We start from the raw sequence: 18,574 nt of genomic DNA on the forward strand, positions 1-18,574 counted from the left end.
GAGGAGTACCTGCAGTCCTGAAAGAGCGGCGCGGATTGAAAAGCGAGTAGGATTCCAGGCGGTTGAACGCGTGTCTGCGCAGGGCCCGACAAGACAAAAGCCCTATGGAAATCGGGACGCAGACACATGCGGAATGGTGTGGAGGAAAAGCGGCTGCGCGGAATCGTCCGGGGGTGCGGAGCGGAACTCCGGCTGTCCCCCGCCCGCCGTTTCTCGGCCTAACGGACTACGCGCACATTACTGATTGCAGGATGGCCAGGTTGGCCTGTTCGTTGAGCCGGAGCTGATCGGCGTGACGCCAGACGTCGGCTGGCGGCACCGGCAGTTCGCCGCAGACGTCGATGCCGAGGACGTTTTTCGTGCGGACGAGCGCCTGCAGTGCCGCGAGCAGTTCCCGCAGATGCATGTTTCCATGATCCCAGTTGGTTACGGCGAAGGCGCGATTCAGCACGTCCTTGTCGATACTGATGTACACGTCTTCGGTCGGGATCAGGGAAAGCAGTTCCTGCGGTTCGCCTGCGTTTGGCCGCAGGACGATTTTCCCCTGCGCATCCGGCAGGCAGAGATTTCGCTCCGCAGAAACGCCGACGATCAGCACGTGCTGCAGATGCGGAAGGCGGGCTGCCGCCTCGGCCACCCACGATCCGCACGACAACAGCCCGGACATGCCGTCCGACAGCTTCGCATCGGTGTGGTTGTCGAACAGGACGAGGCTGAACGGCCGGTTGATTTCGCTGAGCAGAAGATAGGTGACATAGTGATAATTTCCGTTTCCGATAAACGTGATGCCGCGACCGGTCCGGGCGGACAGCCTGCGGCCGATTTCTGTCAGCGCCCTCTCTGCGCAAAACAGGTTGGCTTCCGCAATGTCCGCAAGGTCGATCCATTCGTCGGCAGCGTCGGACAGCTTGTGCTGCCAGGGATATGCGTTGTCAAAGTTCAGCAACGTCACGTCATGATGAAGGAGTCCCATGATCATCAAATCCTTTCCTTGCGAAAACGAGATCGTGCTCAGGTGTTCCTTTCATGAGGTGTCGGATATGAACTTTGTTGATGGTTTTATTATACAACACGGACGCCGGGAAGGTAAAAGCGGGGGGTGCACGTAAAAAAAAGCTCCGACCACCATGAAAGTGATCGGAGGAGTAGTACGTGAATACGTTCATTATATGCACGATTGATACAGATGTCCTTAGGTGGTTGATGGAAAGACAGGAAAGAATCTTCTCTTTTTTTTTTCATCTGCATGCGAATGGGTCATTCACCCATGCCGGACCGGGTGCGTACCTTGTTTTCGAAAAAGACTTTTTCGACAGGGAGGATTCGGCGTGGGATACTACGTGAGAGTAGAGCCGGACGTGAAGATCTATGTGGAAGATGTCAACCCGGCGGGCAGGAAGGCCATCTTGTTCATACACGGTTGGCCCGCAAACCATAAGCTGTTTGAATATCAGTTTGATCACCTTCCCCAAAGCGGGTATCGCTGCATCGGGATGGACCTCAGGGGATTCGGCCTTTCCGACAAGCCGTGGAGAGGCTACAGCTACGATCGGCTGGCAGACGACGTCCGAGGCGTGGTGGACGCACTGCAATTGCAGCAGTTTACCCTCGGGGGTCACTCCGTGGGGGGAGCGATCGCCATTCGCTACATGGCTCGCCACAACGGATACGGGGCAGCCAAACTGGCTTTATTTGCCGCCGCTGCTCCCAGCTTCACGAGACGGCCCGATTTTCCCTATGGATTACCCAGGGAAGATGTGACGAAACTCATACAGGACACGTATCGTGACCGGCCGAACATGCTTCGGGGATTTGGCGACATGTTTTTCTTCCAGCATGTGACGGGGCCCTTTTCGGATTGGTTCTTCCAGTTGGGGCTGCAGGCAGCAGGTTGGTCCACCGCGGCGGTTGCCGCCTCCCTCAGGGACGAAAGCCTGTTTGCCGATCTCGGCAAGATACGCGTTCCCACGTTGATTCTTCACGGGATTCATGACAAGGTCTGCCCGTTTCCATTGGCTGTCGCCCAAAAAGAGGGGATCCGACACGCCAGGCTTGTGCCGTTTGAAAACAGCGGCCACGGATTGGTTTGGGAAGAGCGTGACAAGTTCAACAAGGAATTGGCGCGATTTATCGAGGAATAAGCGGGGAGCGGGACGTTCTCTCGGGACGGTTGACCTTTCGGCAGACAGGAAAAAAGCAGGGGAATCCTCCCCTGCCTGTGTATGGTGCTGGTGAAGGGACTCGAACCCCCGACCTGCTGATTACGAATCAGCTGCACTACCACTGTGCTACACCAGCATTGTTTTCTTTTGTGATTCACGCTCGACCGACCGGTTTATTTGTCGATCGCGCTCACAGGTTTTATTCTAGTAAACATTCTACAAAAAATCAAGAGGAAAATGAAAAAAATCCTCCATTTTTTTCTGTCAGTGTCCCGACAGCTCCTCTTCCACCATTTTCAGCACGGTGCCGATCGATGCGTCGTCGATCACCAGGTCGGCCAGATCGTCCAAAGGTGTCGGCTCTCTGTTGACGATCACCAGCCTGGCCCCGGCCGCTTTTGCCTGCTGCGGAAACCAGTTGGCGGGGCTGACCACGAGCGACGATCCCAGCACGAGAAACAGGTCGGCCTGTTCCGTCCACTCCGAAGCCTTCGCCAGCGCCGCTTCCGGCAGCGCCTCTCCGAACAGCACGACCGCCGGGCGAAGAAAACCGCCGCAATCGCAAACCGTCCCGTCCGGCTGCAGGTAACGCGCCGCCAGGTACGTCCGCTCGCACGCCAGACAGCGCAGCGTGCCCAGGGTGCCGTGCAGTTCGGCCACGTTCCGGCTGCCCGCCTGCTGATGGAAGCCGTCCACGTTTTGGGTGATGATTCCGCGAATCCGCCCGCGCCGTTCCCATTCGGCCAGAATGGCGTGCCCCGCGTGCGGACGGCAGGCCAGGAGCCCTTCGATGCGCATCCGGTAAAAGGCGGCAAACCCCTCCCGATTGTGCCGCAGCGCGTGGGTGCTGGCCAGTTGGGTCGGGTCCTTTCCCCGCCAGATTCCCGTCAGCGCCGAACGAAAGTCGGGCAGCCCGCTTTCCGTCGACATGCCCGCTCCCGTAAACACGACGGCATGTCTGGCCTCCCGCAGCCATTCCACCAGCTTGTTCATCCGCGATCCCTCCCGTTTTCACGCAAACGTTCCCTACACATATTGTATAGGAAGAGAGTTGCGTTTGTATACGAGGGGGCGTCGGCATGGCCATTTATTTGGTGTCGGATATTCACGGTCACTATCGGGTGCTGCGGGCAGCGTTGAATCGCGCCGCCTTTTCTCCGCAGCGCGGCGACCGCCTGTACGTCCTGGGGGACGTGGTGGACCGCGGACCGCAGTCGAGGGAAGCGCTCCGGTACCTGCTGAAACTGAGACAAACCTATCCGGACCGGATCGTTCTCTTGAAGGGCAACCACGAGCAGATGCTGCAGGATTGGCTGGAGGGGAAGGGAGACGCCAACCTCTACCTGCGGTTCAACGGCGGTGACGCCACCGTCCGCTCCTATCTCGGCCACCAGCCCCTGCGGCGCGCCTTCATGGGCGGCCTTCCTGCTCCGGCCGTTCAGGAAACGGCACGCAGCTACATTCTCTCCCGCTATCCCTACCTGCTGCCGTCGCTCGCCTCCCTGCCGCTGTACGCGGAAATGCCTGCCGATCCGGCATCCGGGACCCCGGCCGCCCTCTTCGTCCACGCCGGCATCCGTCCCGGCGTTCCGCTCGCCCAGCAGCGGCCCGAAGACCTCCTCTGGATCCGCCAGCCGTTTTACGAGTCCTACAGGGGAGAGACGGTGGTCGTGTTCGGCCACACGCCTGTCTCCATCCTCCCCGGCTATACCGGGAGCGGGGTATGGCAGCGCGGCAGCCTGATCGGCATCGACGGCGGCGCGGCCTCCTGGCAGGGCGGTCTTTTGCTGGTGGAGTGGCCGTCGCTTCGCTACGTGTACGTACCGGTGCGAGAGATATATCCCACGCCGCGCATTCATCTTCGGTAGCGCAGGATCGGCGGCGGTGGCACGGACAGAGCGGTCCCTGCTTCCTGCAGAGAGAAAGCCGCCGAAACGAAGTCGGCGGCTTTCCGTGCGTGTCTATGGTATGCTGCAGTTTTGAAATGACGATTCGCCCGCGGCAGCGGACTTTCTGCGACAAGCATAGAGCCTCGTCCGCCATGCTGCGCATGATCGGCCGGGCTTACTTTTCAACAGGGAGCGAAGGTGGTGTGAACGGATCACATCAGCCTGACAAACCGTAATCGCCACGCTTTACAACCCTTGCTCACCCTCATCCTCATCCGGCTCGTCCACCACACAGGGAAACAACTGTGAGGAGCCATCCGCGCCCGCCTCCGGCAACTGTAGACAGGCGCTTTTTTTCTACAAAAACAGACCGACCACCGTCGCCGACAGGATGGACGCCAGCGTGGAGCCGTACAGCAGCTTCAAGCCAAACGAGGCCACCTCGTCGCCCCGCTTTTCATGCAGCGCCTTGACTGCGCCGGTGATGATGCCGATCGATCCAAAATTGGCGAAGCTGACGAGAAAGACGGAGACGATGCCCGCGGTTTTGGGAGAGAACTGCGCCGCCTGTTCCTTGAACGACAGCATCGCCACGAATTCGTTGGTCACGAGCTTTGTCGCCATGATCCCGCCGGCCTGCACTGCCTCCGCCCAGGGAATGCCCATCAAAAAGGCGACGGGGGCGAACAGGTAGCCGAGCACGGACTGAAACGACAGCCCGAACACGTACGAAAACAGATAGTCGATCAGATTCATCAGCGAGATAAACCCGATCAGCATCGCGGCGACGAGGATCGCCACCTTCAGTCCGTCCAGAATGCTCTCGCTGATCATCTGGAAAAAGGTCAGCTTCCGGCCAATCTCCTCCACCTCCAGCAGGTCCTCTTCCCTGCTGACCGTATAGGGATTGATCAGATTGGCGACGATCAGGGCGGAAAACATGTTCAGCACGATCGCCGTCACCACGTACCTGGGCTCCAACATGGTCATGTACGCGCCGACGATGGCGATGCTGACGGCGCTCATGGCCGAGGTGCAGAGCGTGTACAGCCGCTGTTTGGAGACCGCGCCCAACTGTTTTTTCGTCGTCAGAAACACTTCCGATTGACCGAGGATGGCCGACGAAACGGCGATGTAGTTTTCCAGCTTGCCCATCCCGTTTACCGCGCTCAGGGCCAGTCCGACGCCGCGGATGATGACGGGCAGCAGGCGGAAGTAGTTGAGCATGCCGATCAGCACGGAAATAAAGATGATCGGCAGAAGCACATCGAGAAAGAAGTTGGAAACCCCCTGGTTTTCCAGTCCGCCAAAGACGAAATCGACCCCGGTGACCCCCAGCTCCATCAGCTTGCCAAACGCGCGGGACACGGTGCCGATCAGCGCCACTCCCACCTCTGTATTCAACAGCACAAACGCCAGCACAAGCTGCACCGCCAGCATGATGGCGATCGGCCTAAGCCGGATGCCCCTGCGGTTGTAGCTGGCGAGCGTGCCCAAGAGAAAGACGAGAACGAGACCACTGACAAAAAAAGCAATCGACATGTAAACCTCCAACCTTATCAATTCGTCCGGTTTTCCGTAGTATGCGTCATTGTCTTTCCAAACCATTACTCGACGGAATCCAATGACTTTCACAAATATTACTTTGAATAAGTTACTTCCCATTCGTAATGTGTGGTAAGATGAGGACGAGGTGTTGATATGCGACGAGAACAAATCAAGGAATACGCACTGTTCGGTTCATGGGTGGTATCGCTCATCGCCACGGCTGGAAGCCTGTTTTTTTCGGAGGTGATGAAATACATTCCCTGCGAACTGTGCTGGTTCCAGCGGATTTTCATGTACCCGCTGGTCATTCTGTTGGGAGTCGCCGCCGCCAAAAAAGATTACCACATGTCGTCATACGCCTTGATTCTGTCTGTCATCGGCGGATGCATCTCCCTGTACCACTACCTGATTCAGAAAGTACCCGCGCTGAACGATCTGGGTACCGCTTGCGGCATCATTCCCTGCAACACGGATTATATCAACTGGCTGGGCTTCATCACCATACCTTTTCTCGCCCTGGTCGCCTTCATCATGATTGCTGTGCTGCAAGTCTTCATCCGCAGATACGAAAAGGAGAGCTAAGTCATGAAAAAGGTCATCGTCCTTTCGGTCATTGTGGCCGCCCTGTTGATCGCCGCGATCGTCTACTCCGACATCGCGAACCAAAAAGCGGCGGAAGGCAATCCCTTCGGCAAGGCCAACCTGCATCCGGCCACGATCGAACAACTGAATGATCCGCTCTACGACAACCAGATTCTCCCTGATCAACTGAAAGCAAAGCTGGACGGGAAAGAGGAACTGTTCGTCTACTTTTACAGCCCCACCTGCGAGCACTGCCGGGCTACCACTCCCATCCTGGTGCCGGTGGCGAAAGAGCTGAAGGTGGACGTGAAAAAGCACAACCTGCTGGAGTTCAGCGCCAGTTGGGACGCGTACGGCATCGAGTTTACCCCGACCCTGGTCCACTACAAGGACGGCAAGGAAGTCTCCCGCCTCGTCGGCGAACAAACCGCCGAGCAGTTGAAAGCCTGGTTCCAGGAGCAAACGAAATGACATGAGCCTCCCCCTGCGGGAGGTTTTCCTGTGCCGTTGGCCATAAAGGTGGCGGTTGTGTGAACACTCCGTCCATCCGTCCGGAAATAGCCCGTTCGAGCCATAAGGCTTTTCCCTGCTTTTGCCTATAATGGTGAAGGAGGCGGGACGTCCGCAATCGAGCCCGCCTTTGGGGAGAGGCGATCATCCCGACGGCGACTGCCTGCGCGTCGGGAACAGGAAAGAAAGAGGGGACATTCAGCATGAAGCAATACATAGCAGCATTGGCCGTGGCGCTGGCCCTGATGGCCGCCGGCTGCGGCAGCCAGGAAGAAGCCGCGCCGTCCGCCAGTCCGGTGGAAGTGGCGCTGGCCCTCGCGCCGAAGGAACCGGTCGCCGGAGAAGCGATCACCTTTGCCGTCACGGTGACACAGGACGGCGCTCCCGTCAACGACGCCAGAAGCGTGGAGTTTGAACTGTGGAAAGACGGGCAGGAACAGCACGAAATGATTCCCGCGGCGCTGGAGAAAGACGGCGTCTACACGGCGCAAAAAACATTTGCCGAACCCGGCTCCTATTACGTGATGTACCACGTGACCGCGCGCGACTTCCACAACATGCAGAAGCATCCGTTTACGGTCAGGGAAGCCGGTGGCGGCGAACCCGCGTCCCAACCGGCCGAACATGCCGCAGGTGCCCCCGACGGTCACGACAGCGGGCAGGCCGCCGATCACGAGCACGGCGGCGAACACGGCGCGAATCACCGGCACACCAGCGGCGTCGACTATCACTTCCAGCCGGCCGACACGCTCACAGCCAACGAAGCGGCCGCTCTGACCGTCCGCCTGACGAAAGACAACCAGCCGCTTGCCAAGGCCGCGGTGCGTTTTGAATACTGGCGCGCCGGCGAAGAACGCCACCAGTTTGTCGACGCGGCGGAAACGCAGCCGGGCGTATACGGCGCATCCGTCACCCTGCCCGCTTCCGGTGACTACACCGTCAACGTCCACGTGGAAAAAGACGAAACGATCCACGACCACAAGGAGTATACCCTCCACGTCCGATAATCGCGGCGAAAACCCTTGCATGTGCAAGGGTTTTCCTGTACGTTGAAGCCAAACGAAGAAATCCGCGCCGCGATCGTCTGCGGCGGCTGCAGGCGGTGAATGTCCTGGTCGATCGCATGGCGCGCCATGGGTGAAAGAGAAAACGAACAGGGGAGAGGATCCTGATGAAAGTGAACAGAACATTCGGACTGCTGCTCGTCCTCAGTCTGTGCCTGACGGCAGGGCTTGTCCATCCGGCTGCGGCTGCCCCCAAAACGTCCGTGGTGCTGGACGGGTACCCGCTGGCATTCCCTGCGGAACCGCGGATCGTGAACGGGTACACGATGGTGCCGTTTCGGGCGATTGCCGAATCGCTCGGCATCAGCGTGCAGTGGGACGGGACGACACGGACGATCACGGCGGCCAAAGGCGGCACAACCGTGCGGATGCAGCTCCACAATCCGACCGTGACCGTCAACGGCGCCCCTGTCCGGCTGCCGGTCGCGCCGTTTGAACAAGACGGCCACACGCTGATCCCGCTGTCGTTTTTCAGCACGCAGTTTGGCGCCGCGGTGAGCTGGGACGGGACGACGCGCACCGTCTCCGTCACGTCTCCGCGCGAACGGATGTACAGCCTGGCCTTTTACGCCATCTCGTCGTTTTCCCAGCGGCAGCTCATTCCGTCGTTTGACGCCGTCGCCTTCGGATGGGCGCGGATCGACGGAAGCGGGCAGTTGACGCTGACGGGGAATGACTTTTACTGGCCCAAACCGGCGGGCGCCATCACCCCGGAGGTGATCGTGGAGGACGCCAAACAGCAGGGCACCGCCCCCTATCTGATGGTCTTCGCCACAGACGGAACGGGCGAACTGACCCGGCTGCTGTCCGATCCGGCTCTGCGGCAGCAGGCGGTACAGCAAATCGTCTCGCTCGCCAACGAGCGGGGATTTGCCGGCGTCGCGCTTGATTTTGAAGGCCTTGGCCTGGATGGCGACATCGCAGCCGCCCGGCAGCAGTACACCGATTTTGTCCGGCTGCTCGCCCACCATCTGCACGAGTCGGGCCTGTCGCTCTCGCTGGTACTGCATCCGCCGAACGGGGCGTATAAAGGGTACGATTTCGCCGCGTTGGGGCAGTTGGCCAACGAGCTGATCCTGATGGCGTACGCTTATGGGGACGAAAAGCAGCCCGAGCCGATCGCCAAGGTGGACGAGGCGGTCAAGCTGGCGATGGCCCAGGTGCCCAAGGAAAAACTGCTGCTCGGTATCTCGCTCGCCAGCGAAAACGAGCAGACGGTCAACGGCAAGATCGGGCTGGCCAAACGCTACGGCCTGAAAGGCATTGCCCTCTGGCGGCTGGGCCTTCTCACCGAGCCGGAGCGGGCACAGATCGAACGGACGATCGAATGGAAGCAGGGGCAGCCCGTCACGCAGTAGCCATTTACGTGTTTCCGCAGCGGACCATGCCGAAAACTTCCTGACCGGTGTTTATGCCTTCCCCAAAAACAGCCCTATGGTGCAGGAACAACGCACCGAAGGGCTGTTTTTCGTCTGCGGCCGCTTGCAGCAAACAGGCGGACGCTGCACTCCCGCTGGAAACCATGTTGTAATTTTCCAGGATTCAGGTAAAATGGAAGCAAGGTCCCATGCGGTTGGAGCAGGGGGCCACATTCTTTTATTCGGAGGAGATTGTATATGAAAATGAGGCGAACGCCCTGGCGACTCACCACCTTTGCTGACCGGTGGTCCATACCAATACGAATAGGAGATGATTACGGTGAACCGTAGTACCCTTACGCCCCTGCACCGCCGACTGGTGGAGCAGCTTGTCTATTTTGACGAACAGCGCATTCCGTTCCTGGATTTGCATTTTGCCGGAAAACAGGCCGAGCGCCAAAAAGCCAGTCAGTGGCTGGATCAGTACGTATCCACAGTGGAATCCCTGCTTCATGAGACAGCCGGGAACACGACTTCCGATCTGCCCAGGGTGGTGATCGGATCGCAAGTAACGCTGCACTATGTTGAGGATGGGTACGAGGAGCAGTTGACGATCTGCTTCCCGGAACAGACCGATCCGGATGCGGGACGCATCTCGTTCCTTTCGCCCCTCGGTCGACAGTTGTTGATGCATGCCGTAGACGACACGCTGCGCCTGGAAATGCCCATGGGCACGGCAGAGGTGATCGTCCGCGCCATCCGCTTCGTCGACTGGTAACGTGGAAAACAACGGCAATCCCGTCTGCCGCGGATTGCTGTGCACATACACCTCCCGAACGGCGGCCATCGGCAAAGGATGGCCGCTCCTCATCCCCCCGTGCTCATCGCCCGCGTCATCTGCCTGCTCCGATCCGCACGCGGCCCGCCTGCACGAGCGACAGAAGGTATGCTTTCACGTCCACGATGCGGGCGGGCGGCGCGGGCAGTCTCCCTTTCCCCGCCGCGATGAAGGGGAACAGGGAATCCTCGCGGTGCAGTCCCCCGTGGTTGCCCCCGCCCGGATGGTTGGGCGACCCGTTGGCGTGAAATTCGACACCGGGAACGGCCGTCACCACCAGGTAATCGCCGGGATGCGAATGCAGCGCGCCATGCAGCCGGGTCAGTCCATCGGGGTATTCCCGTGAAAGGATGCGCCCGGTGACGGCATCGCGGGCCAGGCCCATCACCGCCCAGTCCCCCTCCACGTCCCATGTGCGCCCGTACGGGTCCCGGTACGTCCCGCCGAGTCGGAAGCGAAGACGGCTGCCGCTGCCTCCTCTCTGGACCTGCACCCACTCCCCTTCTTTCCAGGCGATCAGATCGATCCGCGGCTCGTTGCCCAGCGCTCCGGCCAGTCCGGACAGCGGCGCCCGCGGCGACAAGGCGTACACGTAACACATCCGGCCGTTGACAGCGATCGCGACATCGTCGTCGGCGCCCGCCTGCCTTCCCATCGGCAGGACGCGGTACCCGACAGCGGCCATCATCTTGTCCAGCTCGATGACCGCAGCCGTCCTGTCCGCCGCCGTCGCTGCCACTCCGCTGTCGCCCATGACGACAAACACATGGTGTTCCAGCGCCCGCCGCCAATCGCCGAACGCGTTGAGGATGATCTGAAGCTGCCGGTCCATGTTTTCCACGCCGGACGTATCGCCGGGGCCGTTTTTGTGCAGCCGTCCGTCCATGTCGGGAAAATAGGCAACCGTCACATCCGGAAGCCGTCCCCCTCCCGCCAGGCTGACGAGGCTCTGAGCGGTGTAGGCGTCGTTGAAGCCGAACGACTGCAGCGGTCCCTCCGGCAGCGGCTGATTCGTCACGCTGGACAGCGTCCCGAAGCCGAGCAGATGCGGCCCCATGACGGAAACCTTCTGCGTCTTCAGGACGAGCTTGGCCAGATTGGCCGGCAGGACCAGTTCGTGCGGGACGCTGCCCCGGTAGATCAGACCGTTGATGGAGGCGGAGGTGAATCCCGCCTGATCCAGCGCTTCATGCAGCGTCTCGACCCGCTTGGAGAGATGCTGCTGATTCAGGTTGTACAAGCTGTCCGTCAAAAGCTGCCGGGGGCCGTTCTGCCAAACGGCACGCGAGCCGTCGCCGTAGTTGACGATCCGCTTCTCCGCGGCGTGATACCAGAGCAGCCCGGGAATTCCGTGCCCGTCGGCATAGGTTCCGGTCAACAGCGAGCTGTCGATGGTGACCGACATGGTGGGAAAGGAACTGATTACATCCCGCTTGTACACGCCGTTCTCGATGAGAAACCGGAGCGCCGGCAGCTTGTTGGCGGCGAGCAGCCGGTCGATCGACGGGGACAGCAGGGAATCGACCAGCAGGACGATGACCTTTGGCCTGTCGGCAGTCGTTTGGAGACGGGCTGTCCCGGACTGGGGCGTCTCATCCGCATTCGGACCGCCGCAGGAGACGATGGCGAGAGACAGCAGGGCAGAGACAATCAGCGCGGCACATGTTTTTCGCAACACAATCGATCCTCCGTACCGTACGAGAAGTAGTCTTGTCGATATGGTTACATTTCCCGCACACCCAAAGGTTTATCCTCTCGAGGCCCGCCATCCGGCCGCGCATGAAACATCGTCCCACGCCGTGCACGCCGGCCAATCCCCCGGCGGCCATCTCAAGCGCACATTGCGGACACACCGACATTTTCAATTGACAAAAAATTGCGATATAATTACATATTGCCCTGTGAAACGTTCGGCAGCACGGAGATAAAACGAATGGCTGGCATCGGTCCTGCCGATTCATGTGAAAGTAGGTGATTGCATGTCCATTTCCACCGACCACTTTAGCCTGTTGATCGCCATCCTGTTGGTCGTCGGTGTCCTTACCACCAAGTTTTCCTCCCGGATCGGCCTGCCCGCCCTGGTGTTCTTTATCGCCGTCGGCATGTTCCTCAACCGGTTCATTTATTTTGACAACGCCGCCCTCACCCAATTGTTCGGTATCCTGGCCCTGATTGTCATTTTGTTCGAGGGCGGCATGCAGACAAAATGGAGCAAAGTGCGGCCCGTCATCGTCCCCTCCCTCTCGCTGGCTACGATCGGCGTCTTTCTCGCCACACTGGTGATCGGCGCGTTCGCCGCGCTCATCCTGCAGGTTTCCTGGCTGGAGGGCATGCTGTTCGGAGCGATCGTCGGCTCCACCGACGCGGCAGCCGTTTTCGCCGTGCTCGGCAGCAAAAACATCAAAGAGCGGATCTCTTCCCTCCTGGAGGCGGAGTCGGGGACCAATGACCCGATGGCCATGTTTCTGACCGTCTCGCTGATCCAGCTCATTGCGATGCCCGATGACGCCAGCTTCTTCTCACTGGTCTTGTCCCTGCTGTGGGAGATGGGCTTCGGCCTGGTGATGGGGATGCTGCTGGGGAAAGCGTCCGTCTGGGTCATCAACCAGATCAATCTGGACTCCTCCGGCCTGTACCCGGTGCTCTCCCTCGCGCTGGCCATCTTCACCTACGGCAGCACAGCGCTCCTGCACGGAAGCGGCCTTTTGGCGGTGTACGTGATGGCGCTGGTGGTCGGCAACTCCGACCTGACCTACCGCCACTCCATCTTCCGCTTCAACGAAGGCTTTGCCTGGATGATGCAGATCCTGATGTTCATCCTGCTGGGGCTCCTGGTCTTCCCCGATCAACTGCTGGACGTGACGTGGCAGGGGCTGGTGCTGTCCGCGCTGCTCATGTTCGTCGCCCGGCCGGTCGGCGTCTTTGTCAGCACCTGGTTCACCCGCTTCAGCTTCCGGGAAAAGATGTTCATTGCCTGGGCCGGACTGCGGGGGGCCGTTCCCATCGTCCTGGCCACCTACCCGCTGCTGGCCGGACTGGACAAGGGGCAGCTCTTTTTCAACGTGGTGTTTTTCGTCGTCCTGACGTCCGCCTTGATTCAAGGCGGCACCATTTCCCCGCTGGCCAACCGCTGGGGGCTTTCCACCGGTCAAAAGACGGTGGTTCCCCACAGCCTGGAACTGGTTTCCATCGGCAAAACCAATTCGGAGATGATGGAAATCGAACTCAAGGCGGATACGGCGGCGGCGGGACGGGAGATCCAGTCGCTGTCGCTCCCCGACAACACGCTGATCACCGCGGTCATCCGCGATGACAGGCTGATCACGCCGCACGGCTCGACGAGGCTGCAGGCGGGAGACGTCCTGTACGTCTTGTGCGAAAAACCGAAGCGGGAACAGGTAAAGGCGGCCTTGCTGAAAAGCCGGAAGCAGCCGTCCGTCCCGCGAAAAAGCAGTCCCCCCTCGGCGTAAGGGGACTGCTTTGGTTTTCAGCGGCACCGCCACCGCTGTCTTGCCTCGACCACGTCAAAAGCGCCCCTTCAATCCGCTGGCAGCACCGGCTTCTGCTACGAGTAAGGGTGATGCTTTTCGATGTGGTTCAGGTAGTAAGACAATGCCTCAGCAGTCCCGATCGGATATACAATGACATCAGGCTGAATGTGAGGACTGCGTGCAATCAGGCGAGCCCCTTCGTCCATCAGCGTTTGCAGGGTTGCTCTTCTGAAAATTCCTTTCTTTACCTGCTCTTTCTTCATGGTAATCACCCCGGAAACTTCATCTGTTTTCAGGTCTCCGGGTGAAGATATCAATTTTGCCAGATAGATGACAATGTAATAGATTTCCCCTTCCCGGGAACTGCCGCTCGGATGAATCATTTCATAAATGGCCAGTGGTTTGCATTCGTCTGCCATGGTAATGGTCCGAATTTCCTTGTCCCTGGATATGTACACTGGATTTGCAGGTGAACATTGTATGTGCACCTCCGCTCCGATTTCTTCCATCGCTTCTCTTTTTCCGCAAGATGGCAAATCTTCCCCTTGTTCCAGATGTCCCCCAATGCCAGCGTAAAAGAGTTCATTGGAAGTGAACTTGTGTCGCGTTCCAGCCAACACGAATACATAGTCGCCCTGTTCATCCTTTAGCGCAAGCCCAACTCCAATCTCCGCATGGTTGGGTACGTAACGGAATATATCGCCCATACGAACCTCTCCCTTTTTGATTTTCGAAACAAGCCATCCGTTCCTTTTGTAACGTCTCCTTCGTGGAGTGCCTCGGTCCGTACCCCGTCCAGCCGCGCCTGCCGTAAAACCGGGAACCCCGCTGCTGAACCTCAATCAATGGTCCTGGCACTCTCCCTTTCTTTTTCCATAATCACCAGTATATAATAGAAAGTCAACCACAGCGTCAGGAGGGAGAAACCATGAACAATGTATGTGTCTACGCCGGCTCCAATCCGGGCGTCGATGCGGTGTACGCCGAGGCGGCCCGAAAATTGGGCCATGAGATTGCCCGCAGGGGACTGGGGTTGGTCTACGGCGGCTCCAACATGGGGCTGATGGGCTGCACCGCCAACGCCGTGCTGGAATCGGGAGGCAAAGCGATCGGGGTGATGCCGCGCGGATTATTTCGAGGCGAAATGGCACACACGGGATTGAGCCAATTCTACGAAGTAGCCGACATGCACGAGCGGAAAGCGAAAATGGCGGAGCTGTCGGACGCCTTTATCGCTCTCCCCGGCGGCTACGGCACGTGGGAAGAACTGTTTGAAGCCGTCAGTTGGTGCCAGTTGGGCATCCACCAAAAACCGGTGGGCATTCTCAACGTCAACGGGTATTACACACCGCTCCTGCAGATGATTGAGAAAGCCGTGAGCGCCGGGTTCATGCCCGCCTCCCACGCCGACCTGCTCGTCAGCGACAGCGACCCCGCCCGCCTGCTGGACAAACTGACCGACTATCAACGGCCGGAGTTGGCGAACAAGTGGGGGCAAAAGGACGGATAGCAACCGGCCAACCGTCTCCACCATCCTGCCGAACGCGACGGGAACGCAGAAAGCCGAATCCTCTCCAACATGCTCTTTCAGAAAACACTGATTTTGCCGATACATGGGGTGTAGGGAAGGGGACTCACGGCTCCTGAACCGAAGCCCCTCTCCATCGAGGAACACCCTGCCTCTGTGGCAAGCTGTGAAAAGGAGAATGGTACCGATGACGGCAGTAAAGAACATCACGTTTCATTTTTCCGGAGGGGATTCGGTGTCCATCCGGACGACCGAACCGGAAGAGATCGTCCAGATGGTTGCCAACCTGAGCGATGGATGGCTTCAATACGATGACATCGTGATCAACGTGCGAAACATTTCCTATCTGCGAATTACCGACGCCGAGTGATCGCGTACACAAATCCAGCCCCGGCGTCGTGTCCCGGGGCGCCGTTTTGTCTTGACCGCTTGCGGTCACATCCCCAATTGTTCAAGGTTTTCCAACGGTTCCATCTGCGCCGTCCTTTTTCCCGTACAGGCACGCATGGGCAGTCGCCCACATATGGATAGGTGTAAGCATTCCAGACGTGGAGGTGGCAGGCGTGTCCAGCATCTTTGCGGCGCTTTCCCTGTTGTTCAAGGAACTCATGCTGTTTGTGGCCTACGTCAAGAACAACGCGTTTCCCCAGCCGCTGCCCGATACGGAAGAGGAAAAATACCTGAGGCTGATGGCAGAAGGGGACCCGTACGCACGCAACAAGCTGATCGAGCACAACCTGCGGCTCGTGGCCCACATTGTCAAAAAGTTTGAAAACACCGGCGAAGACAGCGAAGACCTGATTTCCATCGGCACGATCGGGCTGATCAAAGCCATCGAGAGCTACCAGGTGGAGAAAGGGACCAAACTGGCGACGTATGCCGCCCGCTGCATTGAAAACGAACTTCTACTGTCAATCGGGATGCATCAGAACGTGTAGACGTCGATGTGATCCTGAAAGACCTTGACCTCGCGAACGACATGGCGAATCAGTTCCCGTTTATCCTCGAACGTAAGCTCATCAGGCGCCTTGGACAAGTAGTAGTGGGCCGCTTCCCGCAGGACATTCCGGTTGTCCCCGCTTTCTTCCATGCGTTTGACCCGATCCTGCCATTCCGCGAGCTGCTGCACCAATCGGTACTCTTTGTCCTTCAATTCACGCAGTTCCTGGCGAATCTCCTCTTCCCCCAGGGCCTCTTCGCCTGAAGCAAACAGCTTCAGCAATCGCTTGCGGCCGACTCTGGTTTTTTCCAACTCTTTTGTCAGCCGGTTGATTTCAGCTTGCTCGAAAGAGGTTTCGTCGCGCTCCTCAACGGCTGCAGCCATTTCCTCCGGATGATCCAGCCAGGATCGGACCGTCTCCCAAATTTCCCTGTCCAGGTCCTCGCACTTCACTCGCCGCCCGCATCCGTGGTGTTTGGCTCCTGCCGTGTTTTTGATGTCTGTGTACTCGTAGACATCCCTCCCCCAATGCTTTGTCTTTCGACCGGTCATCGTGTTTCCGCAGTCCCCGCAGCGAACCAACCCGCTTAACAAATAGGGATGAAGGCGTCTGCCGGCCCATCTTCTCCGGGATTCCTTCAACAATTTTTGCGCATGCACAAATGTGGATTCATCGACGATCGCGGGGCACGGAAGTAAAATCCACTCTTCTTTTGGCCGCTGTCTCATGCGGACCCTCTCCTCGGGCGAACGAAACCTGTTTCCAAGCATCCCCTCTGTATTCCAGCGATTCTGATAAAACTTCCCAATGTACGCTTCATTCATCAGGATCTGACGAACGACTTGCCGGTGCCACACATCCGCTCCGCGTTTCGTTGGCACCCTCTTGTCCGTCAAATACTTGGCAATTCCATTGATGCCCTGCACCAGGTCATTGGGCTGTGTGAAAAGATCGAAGATGAGCCGGATCACCACGGCCTCGTCCTCTTTCACCACCATTTGCTCGGTGGTGGGGTCATAGCCATACCCGTATATTTTAAAATCCCGCAGCACTCGTCCTTGTCGTGCCTTTTCCCTCCGCCCCCGGCTCATCCGCTCATTGATCTTGGCTTTTTCGAACTCCGCGATGGCCCCGCGCATGCTGTAAAACAGCTGCCCTTCCGGTGTTTTGGCGTACTCCCCATTCACGAACACCAGTTCAACCCCGCGTTTGTCAAACTCGTCCGTGATGATCAGCTGGTTCATCAGCTTGCGTGAAAGACGATCCGGGTCCAGACAGATGACTTTTGTAATGAGGCCCTCTTTTACGTCTTGCCGCAGCTTGGTGAGGGCAGGCCGATCCAGAAACTCACCGGATACGTCATCGACGTATTCGACCACCTCACGGGTCCCCGCCTTCTTCCGGCACTCCCTGATTTGGTCGTTGAGGCTGAATCCGCTTTTCGCTTGTTCTTCCGTACTCACCCTGGCGTATATCCCGACCATTCAGCTTCTCCCTCCTGTATTTTCCTAACAAGTACTGATAACAGGCGGAACGGATACTGTCAGCAGAATCTCCAGGTATGAGCTGTACATGCACCGCGCATCCCTCCCTGTCAGAAGGTATGCGTCTACGGCTTGTCAAAAGTAGCGGATTCTCGGATGGATCGGAACATGGATCAGGTGAGCAGTCAGTCCTTCCGAATACGAAAGCTTTGAATGGATTCCCTGCTATCGTTTAAAGGACGAGCGAAACGGCAAAAATGATGGAAAAAAACGTATATGAGGGATGGAATGATTTGTTTTATTGTTAACGGCGTTGCTGGAAACGGCAGGGGTCATAAGGTGTGGAAACATGTAGAGCGGTTGCTTTTGGAAAAACAAATCGATTATTATGTGGTGTTTACGGAAGGGCCAAAACACGCTACGAACATCGCCAGGGAACTGGCGAAACAAAAGAACGCGAACGTCGTGATTGCAATTGGCGGTGACGGTACCCTGCACGAGATAGCCAACGGATTGGCAGGTTCGGAAATTCCCCTTGGCTCTATCCCGGCGGGATCGGGAAACGATTTTGCCAGAGGATTGCAAATTCCAAAGCACAGCGAACAAGCGCTGGAGAAAGCATTGTCCGGACAAAAACGAAAAATTGACATCGCCCACATCAACCATGAAGTCTTTATCAATGTCGCGGGGATCGGATTTGACGCTCAAGTGGCGAAAGTGACCAACCAAGCAAAATACAAAAAATGGCTGAATCGCTTAGGATTGGGAGCTTTCTGTTATGTCTTCAGTTTTTTCAAGGTTTTGTTCCGTTACCAACCCACGGAAGTACGCCTGGTCATTGATGAACGTGAGCAAACCTTCACAGATGTGTGGCTTGTCGCAGTCGCCAATACCCAGTTCTATGGAGGCGGCATGATCATATGTCCGCAGGCCCAATATGATGATGGTCTGCTTCACTTATGCATCGTTCACGGGATTTCCCGTTGGAAGCTGGTAACCTTGCTTCCCCGCGTCTTCTTCGGCACGCATATCTATGACGATGCTGTGACGATCTTAACCGGGCGAAGGATCAAGATTATGTCGTCGACTCCGTTGACGGCTCACGGTGACGGTGAGATTCTCGGTGAACCCCCACTGGAACTGGCCATCAAACAAGAGGGACTTTACATTGTGTAATCG

Annotated in this window: 17 protein-coding genes, 1 tRNA gene and 1 pseudogene; 12 read left to right on the forward strand and 7 right to left on the reverse strand. The window is 58.0% G+C overall.

The annotated features are described in order from the left end of the window. Positions 1 to 226 precede the first annotated feature (226 nt). The gene (locus FOI68_RS08535; RefSeq protein ID WP_338010423.1) at positions 227 to 979 is read right to left on the reverse strand and encodes an arginase family protein; all 753 of its coding nucleotides are present in this window, start codon (positions 977 to 979) and stop codon (positions 227 to 229) included. A 349-nt stretch (positions 980 to 1,328) separates the two neighbouring features. On the opposite strand from FOI68_RS08535, the gene FOI68_RS08540 reads away from it, so the two are divergent. After that, complete coding sequence (locus tag FOI68_RS08540) at positions 1,329 to 2,141, forward strand: alpha/beta fold hydrolase (protein ID WP_029097372.1); 813 nt, start codon at positions 1,329 to 1,331, stop codon at positions 2,139 to 2,141. An 82-nt stretch (positions 2,142 to 2,223) separates the two neighbouring features. Here FOI68_RS08540 and FOI68_RS08545 read toward each other — a convergent pair. Together FOI68_RS08545 and FOI68_RS08550 are read right to left on the reverse strand one after the other, a co-directional pair. Then, positions 2,224 to 2,298, reverse strand: a tRNA-Thr gene (locus FOI68_RS08545). A gap of 128 nt (positions 2,299 to 2,426) precedes the next feature. Beyond that, positions 2,427 to 3,155, reverse strand: coding sequence for an NAD-dependent deacylase (locus FOI68_RS08550; RefSeq protein ID WP_143862863.1), 729 nt, complete (start codon positions 3,153 to 3,155; stop codon positions 2,427 to 2,429). A gap of 86 nt (positions 3,156 to 3,241) precedes the next feature. On the opposite strand from FOI68_RS08550, the gene FOI68_RS08555 reads away from it, so the two are divergent. Then, a complete protein-coding gene (locus FOI68_RS08555) occupies positions 3,242 to 4,030 on the forward strand; it encodes a metallophosphoesterase family protein (RefSeq protein ID WP_029097374.1) in 789 nt (262 codons plus the stop codon). A gap of 378 nt (positions 4,031 to 4,408) precedes the next feature. Here the strand turns inward: FOI68_RS08555 and FOI68_RS08560 are convergent, their stop codons facing one another. Next, positions 4,409 to 5,593 (reverse strand): NupC/NupG family nucleoside CNT transporter, encoded by a 1,185-nt coding sequence (locus FOI68_RS08560; protein ID WP_143862864.1) that lies wholly within the window; start codon positions 5,591 to 5,593, stop codon positions 4,409 to 4,411. 159 nt (positions 5,594 to 5,752) lie between these two features. On the opposite strand from FOI68_RS08560, the gene FOI68_RS08565 reads away from it, so the two are divergent. From FOI68_RS08565 to FOI68_RS08585, 5 genes are all read left to right on the forward strand, one after another. After that, positions 5,753 to 6,181: a disulfide oxidoreductase gene (locus FOI68_RS08565; protein ID WP_143862865.1), complete on the forward strand. Its 429-nt coding sequence runs from the start codon at positions 5,753 to 5,755 to the stop codon at positions 6,179 to 6,181. A gap of 3 nt (positions 6,182 to 6,184) precedes the next feature. Further along, positions 6,185 to 6,652: a thioredoxin family protein gene (locus tag FOI68_RS08570; RefSeq protein WP_035300155.1), complete on the forward strand. Its 468-nt coding sequence runs from the start codon at positions 6,185 to 6,187 to the stop codon at positions 6,650 to 6,652. A gap of 242 nt (positions 6,653 to 6,894) precedes the next feature. Further along, positions 6,895 to 7,698, forward strand: coding sequence for a FixH family protein (locus tag FOI68_RS08575; protein WP_143862866.1), 804 nt, complete (start codon positions 6,895 to 6,897; stop codon positions 7,696 to 7,698). Positions 7,699 to 7,862: 164 nt separating this feature from the next. Then, complete coding sequence (locus FOI68_RS08580) at positions 7,863 to 9,113, forward strand: stalk domain-containing protein (protein WP_029097379.1); 1,251 nt, start codon at positions 7,863 to 7,865, stop codon at positions 9,111 to 9,113. A gap of 340 nt (positions 9,114 to 9,453) precedes the next feature. Then, entirely contained in the window at positions 9,454 to 9,891 is a 438-nt protein-coding gene (locus FOI68_RS08585) for a GreA/GreB family elongation factor (RefSeq protein WP_029097380.1), read from the forward strand. 115 nt (positions 9,892 to 10,006) lie between these two features. On the opposite strand, the gene FOI68_RS08590 is transcribed toward FOI68_RS08585, so the two are convergent. Next, complete coding sequence (locus tag FOI68_RS08590; protein ID WP_185973906.1) at positions 10,007 to 11,629, reverse strand: alkaline phosphatase family protein; 1,623 nt, start codon at positions 11,627 to 11,629, stop codon at positions 10,007 to 10,009. 301 nt (positions 11,630 to 11,930) lie between these two features. Here FOI68_RS08590 and FOI68_RS08595 point away from each other — a divergent pair, with 301 nt between their 5' ends. After that, complete coding sequence (locus FOI68_RS08595) at positions 11,931 to 13,421, forward strand: potassium/proton antiporter (RefSeq protein WP_143862868.1); 1,491 nt, start codon at positions 11,931 to 11,933, stop codon at positions 13,419 to 13,421. A gap of 95 nt (positions 13,422 to 13,516) precedes the next feature. Here FOI68_RS08595 and FOI68_RS08600 read toward each other — a convergent pair whose 3' ends face one another. Further along, positions 13,517 to 14,149, reverse strand: coding sequence for an NUDIX domain-containing protein (locus FOI68_RS08600; protein ID WP_052660155.1), 633 nt, complete (start codon positions 14,147 to 14,149; stop codon positions 13,517 to 13,519). Positions 14,150 to 14,370: 221 nt separating this feature from the next. Here FOI68_RS08600 and FOI68_RS08605 point away from each other — a divergent pair, with 221 nt between their 5' ends. The 3 genes and pseudogenes from FOI68_RS08605 to FOI68_RS08615 all read left to right on the forward strand — a co-directional run. Further along, positions 14,371 to 14,952, forward strand: a complete 582-nt coding sequence (locus tag FOI68_RS08605) for an LOG family protein (RefSeq protein ID WP_143862869.1) — start codon at positions 14,371 to 14,373, stop codon at positions 14,950 to 14,952. 205 nt (positions 14,953 to 15,157) lie between these two features. After that, positions 15,158 to 15,340, forward strand: a complete 183-nt coding sequence (locus FOI68_RS08610) for a hypothetical protein (protein ID WP_029097384.1) — start codon at positions 15,158 to 15,160, stop codon at positions 15,338 to 15,340. Positions 15,341 to 15,533: 193 nt separating this feature from the next. After that, a pseudogene (locus FOI68_RS08615) lies at positions 15,534 to 15,887 on the forward strand (sigma-70 family RNA polymerase sigma factor); the annotation flags it as partial. Between the two features lie 8 nt (positions 15,888 to 15,895). Here the strand turns inward: FOI68_RS08615 and FOI68_RS08620 are convergent. Beyond that, positions 15,896 to 17,395 carry a recombinase family protein gene (locus FOI68_RS08620; protein WP_143862870.1) on the reverse strand — a complete coding sequence of 500 codons (1,500 nt, stop codon included), beginning with the start codon at positions 17,393 to 17,395 and terminating at the stop codon, positions 15,896 to 15,898. Between the two features lie 288 nt (positions 17,396 to 17,683). Between FOI68_RS08620 and FOI68_RS08625 the strand changes: the two genes are divergently transcribed. Next, positions 17,684 to 18,571 carry a diacylglycerol/lipid kinase family protein gene (locus tag FOI68_RS08625; protein WP_143862871.1) on the forward strand — a complete coding sequence of 296 codons (888 nt, stop codon included), beginning with the start codon at positions 17,684 to 17,686 and terminating at the stop codon, positions 18,569 to 18,571. Positions 18,572 to 18,574: the final 3 nt, after the last annotated feature.

The sequence above is a fragment of the Brevibacillus sp. LEMMJ03 genome (assembly GCF_007197875.1).
GTDB classification, from domain to species: Bacteria; Bacillota; Bacilli; order Brevibacillales; family Brevibacillaceae; genus Brevibacillus; species Brevibacillus thermoruber.

What these genes read in the sequence shown, in the direction of transcription:
- FOI68_RS08625 (WP_143862871.1), top strand. Translation starts at nt 17,684, where the DNA reads ATGATTTGTTTTATTGTTAACGGCGTTGCTGGAAACGGCAGGGGTCAT.
- FOI68_RS08610 (WP_029097384.1), top strand. Translation starts at nt 15,158, where the DNA reads ATGACGGCAGTAAAGAACATCACGTTTCATTTTTCCGGAGGGGATTCG.
- FOI68_RS08605 (WP_143862869.1), top strand. Translation starts at nt 14,371, where the DNA reads ATGAACAATGTATGTGTCTACGCCGGCTCCAATCCGGGCGTCGATGCG.
- FOI68_RS08570 (WP_035300155.1), top strand. Translation starts at nt 6,185, where the DNA reads ATGAAAAAGGTCATCGTCCTTTCGGTCATTGTGGCCGCCCTGTTGATC.
- FOI68_RS08620 (WP_143862870.1), bottom strand. Translation starts at nt 17,395, where the DNA reads ATGGTCGGGATATACGCCAGGGTGAGTACGGAAGAACAAGCGAAAAGC.
- FOI68_RS08600 (WP_052660155.1), bottom strand. Translation starts at nt 14,149, where the DNA reads ATGGGCGATATATTCCGTTACGTACCCAACCATGCGGAGATTGGAGTT.
- FOI68_RS08575 (WP_143862866.1), top strand. Translation starts at nt 6,895, where the DNA reads ATGAAGCAATACATAGCAGCATTGGCCGTGGCGCTGGCCCTGATGGCC.
- FOI68_RS08580 (WP_029097379.1), top strand. Translation starts at nt 7,863, where the DNA reads ATGAAAGTGAACAGAACATTCGGACTGCTGCTCGTCCTCAGTCTGTGC.
- FOI68_RS08555 (WP_029097374.1), top strand. Translation starts at nt 3,242, where the DNA reads ATGGCCATTTATTTGGTGTCGGATATTCACGGTCACTATCGGGTGCTG.
- FOI68_RS08595 (WP_143862868.1), top strand. Translation starts at nt 11,931, where the DNA reads ATGTCCATTTCCACCGACCACTTTAGCCTGTTGATCGCCATCCTGTTG.
- FOI68_RS08565 (WP_143862865.1), top strand. Translation starts at nt 5,753, where the DNA reads ATGCGACGAGAACAAATCAAGGAATACGCACTGTTCGGTTCATGGGTG.
- FOI68_RS08535 (WP_338010423.1), bottom strand. Translation starts at nt 979, where the DNA reads ATGATCATGGGACTCCTTCATCATGACGTGACGTTGCTGAACTTTGAC.
- FOI68_RS08560 (WP_143862864.1), bottom strand. Translation starts at nt 5,593, where the DNA reads ATGTCGATTGCTTTTTTTGTCAGTGGTCTCGTTCTCGTCTTTCTCTTG.
- FOI68_RS08550 (WP_143862863.1), bottom strand. Translation starts at nt 3,155, where the DNA reads ATGAACAAGCTGGTGGAATGGCTGCGGGAGGCCAGACATGCCGTCGTG.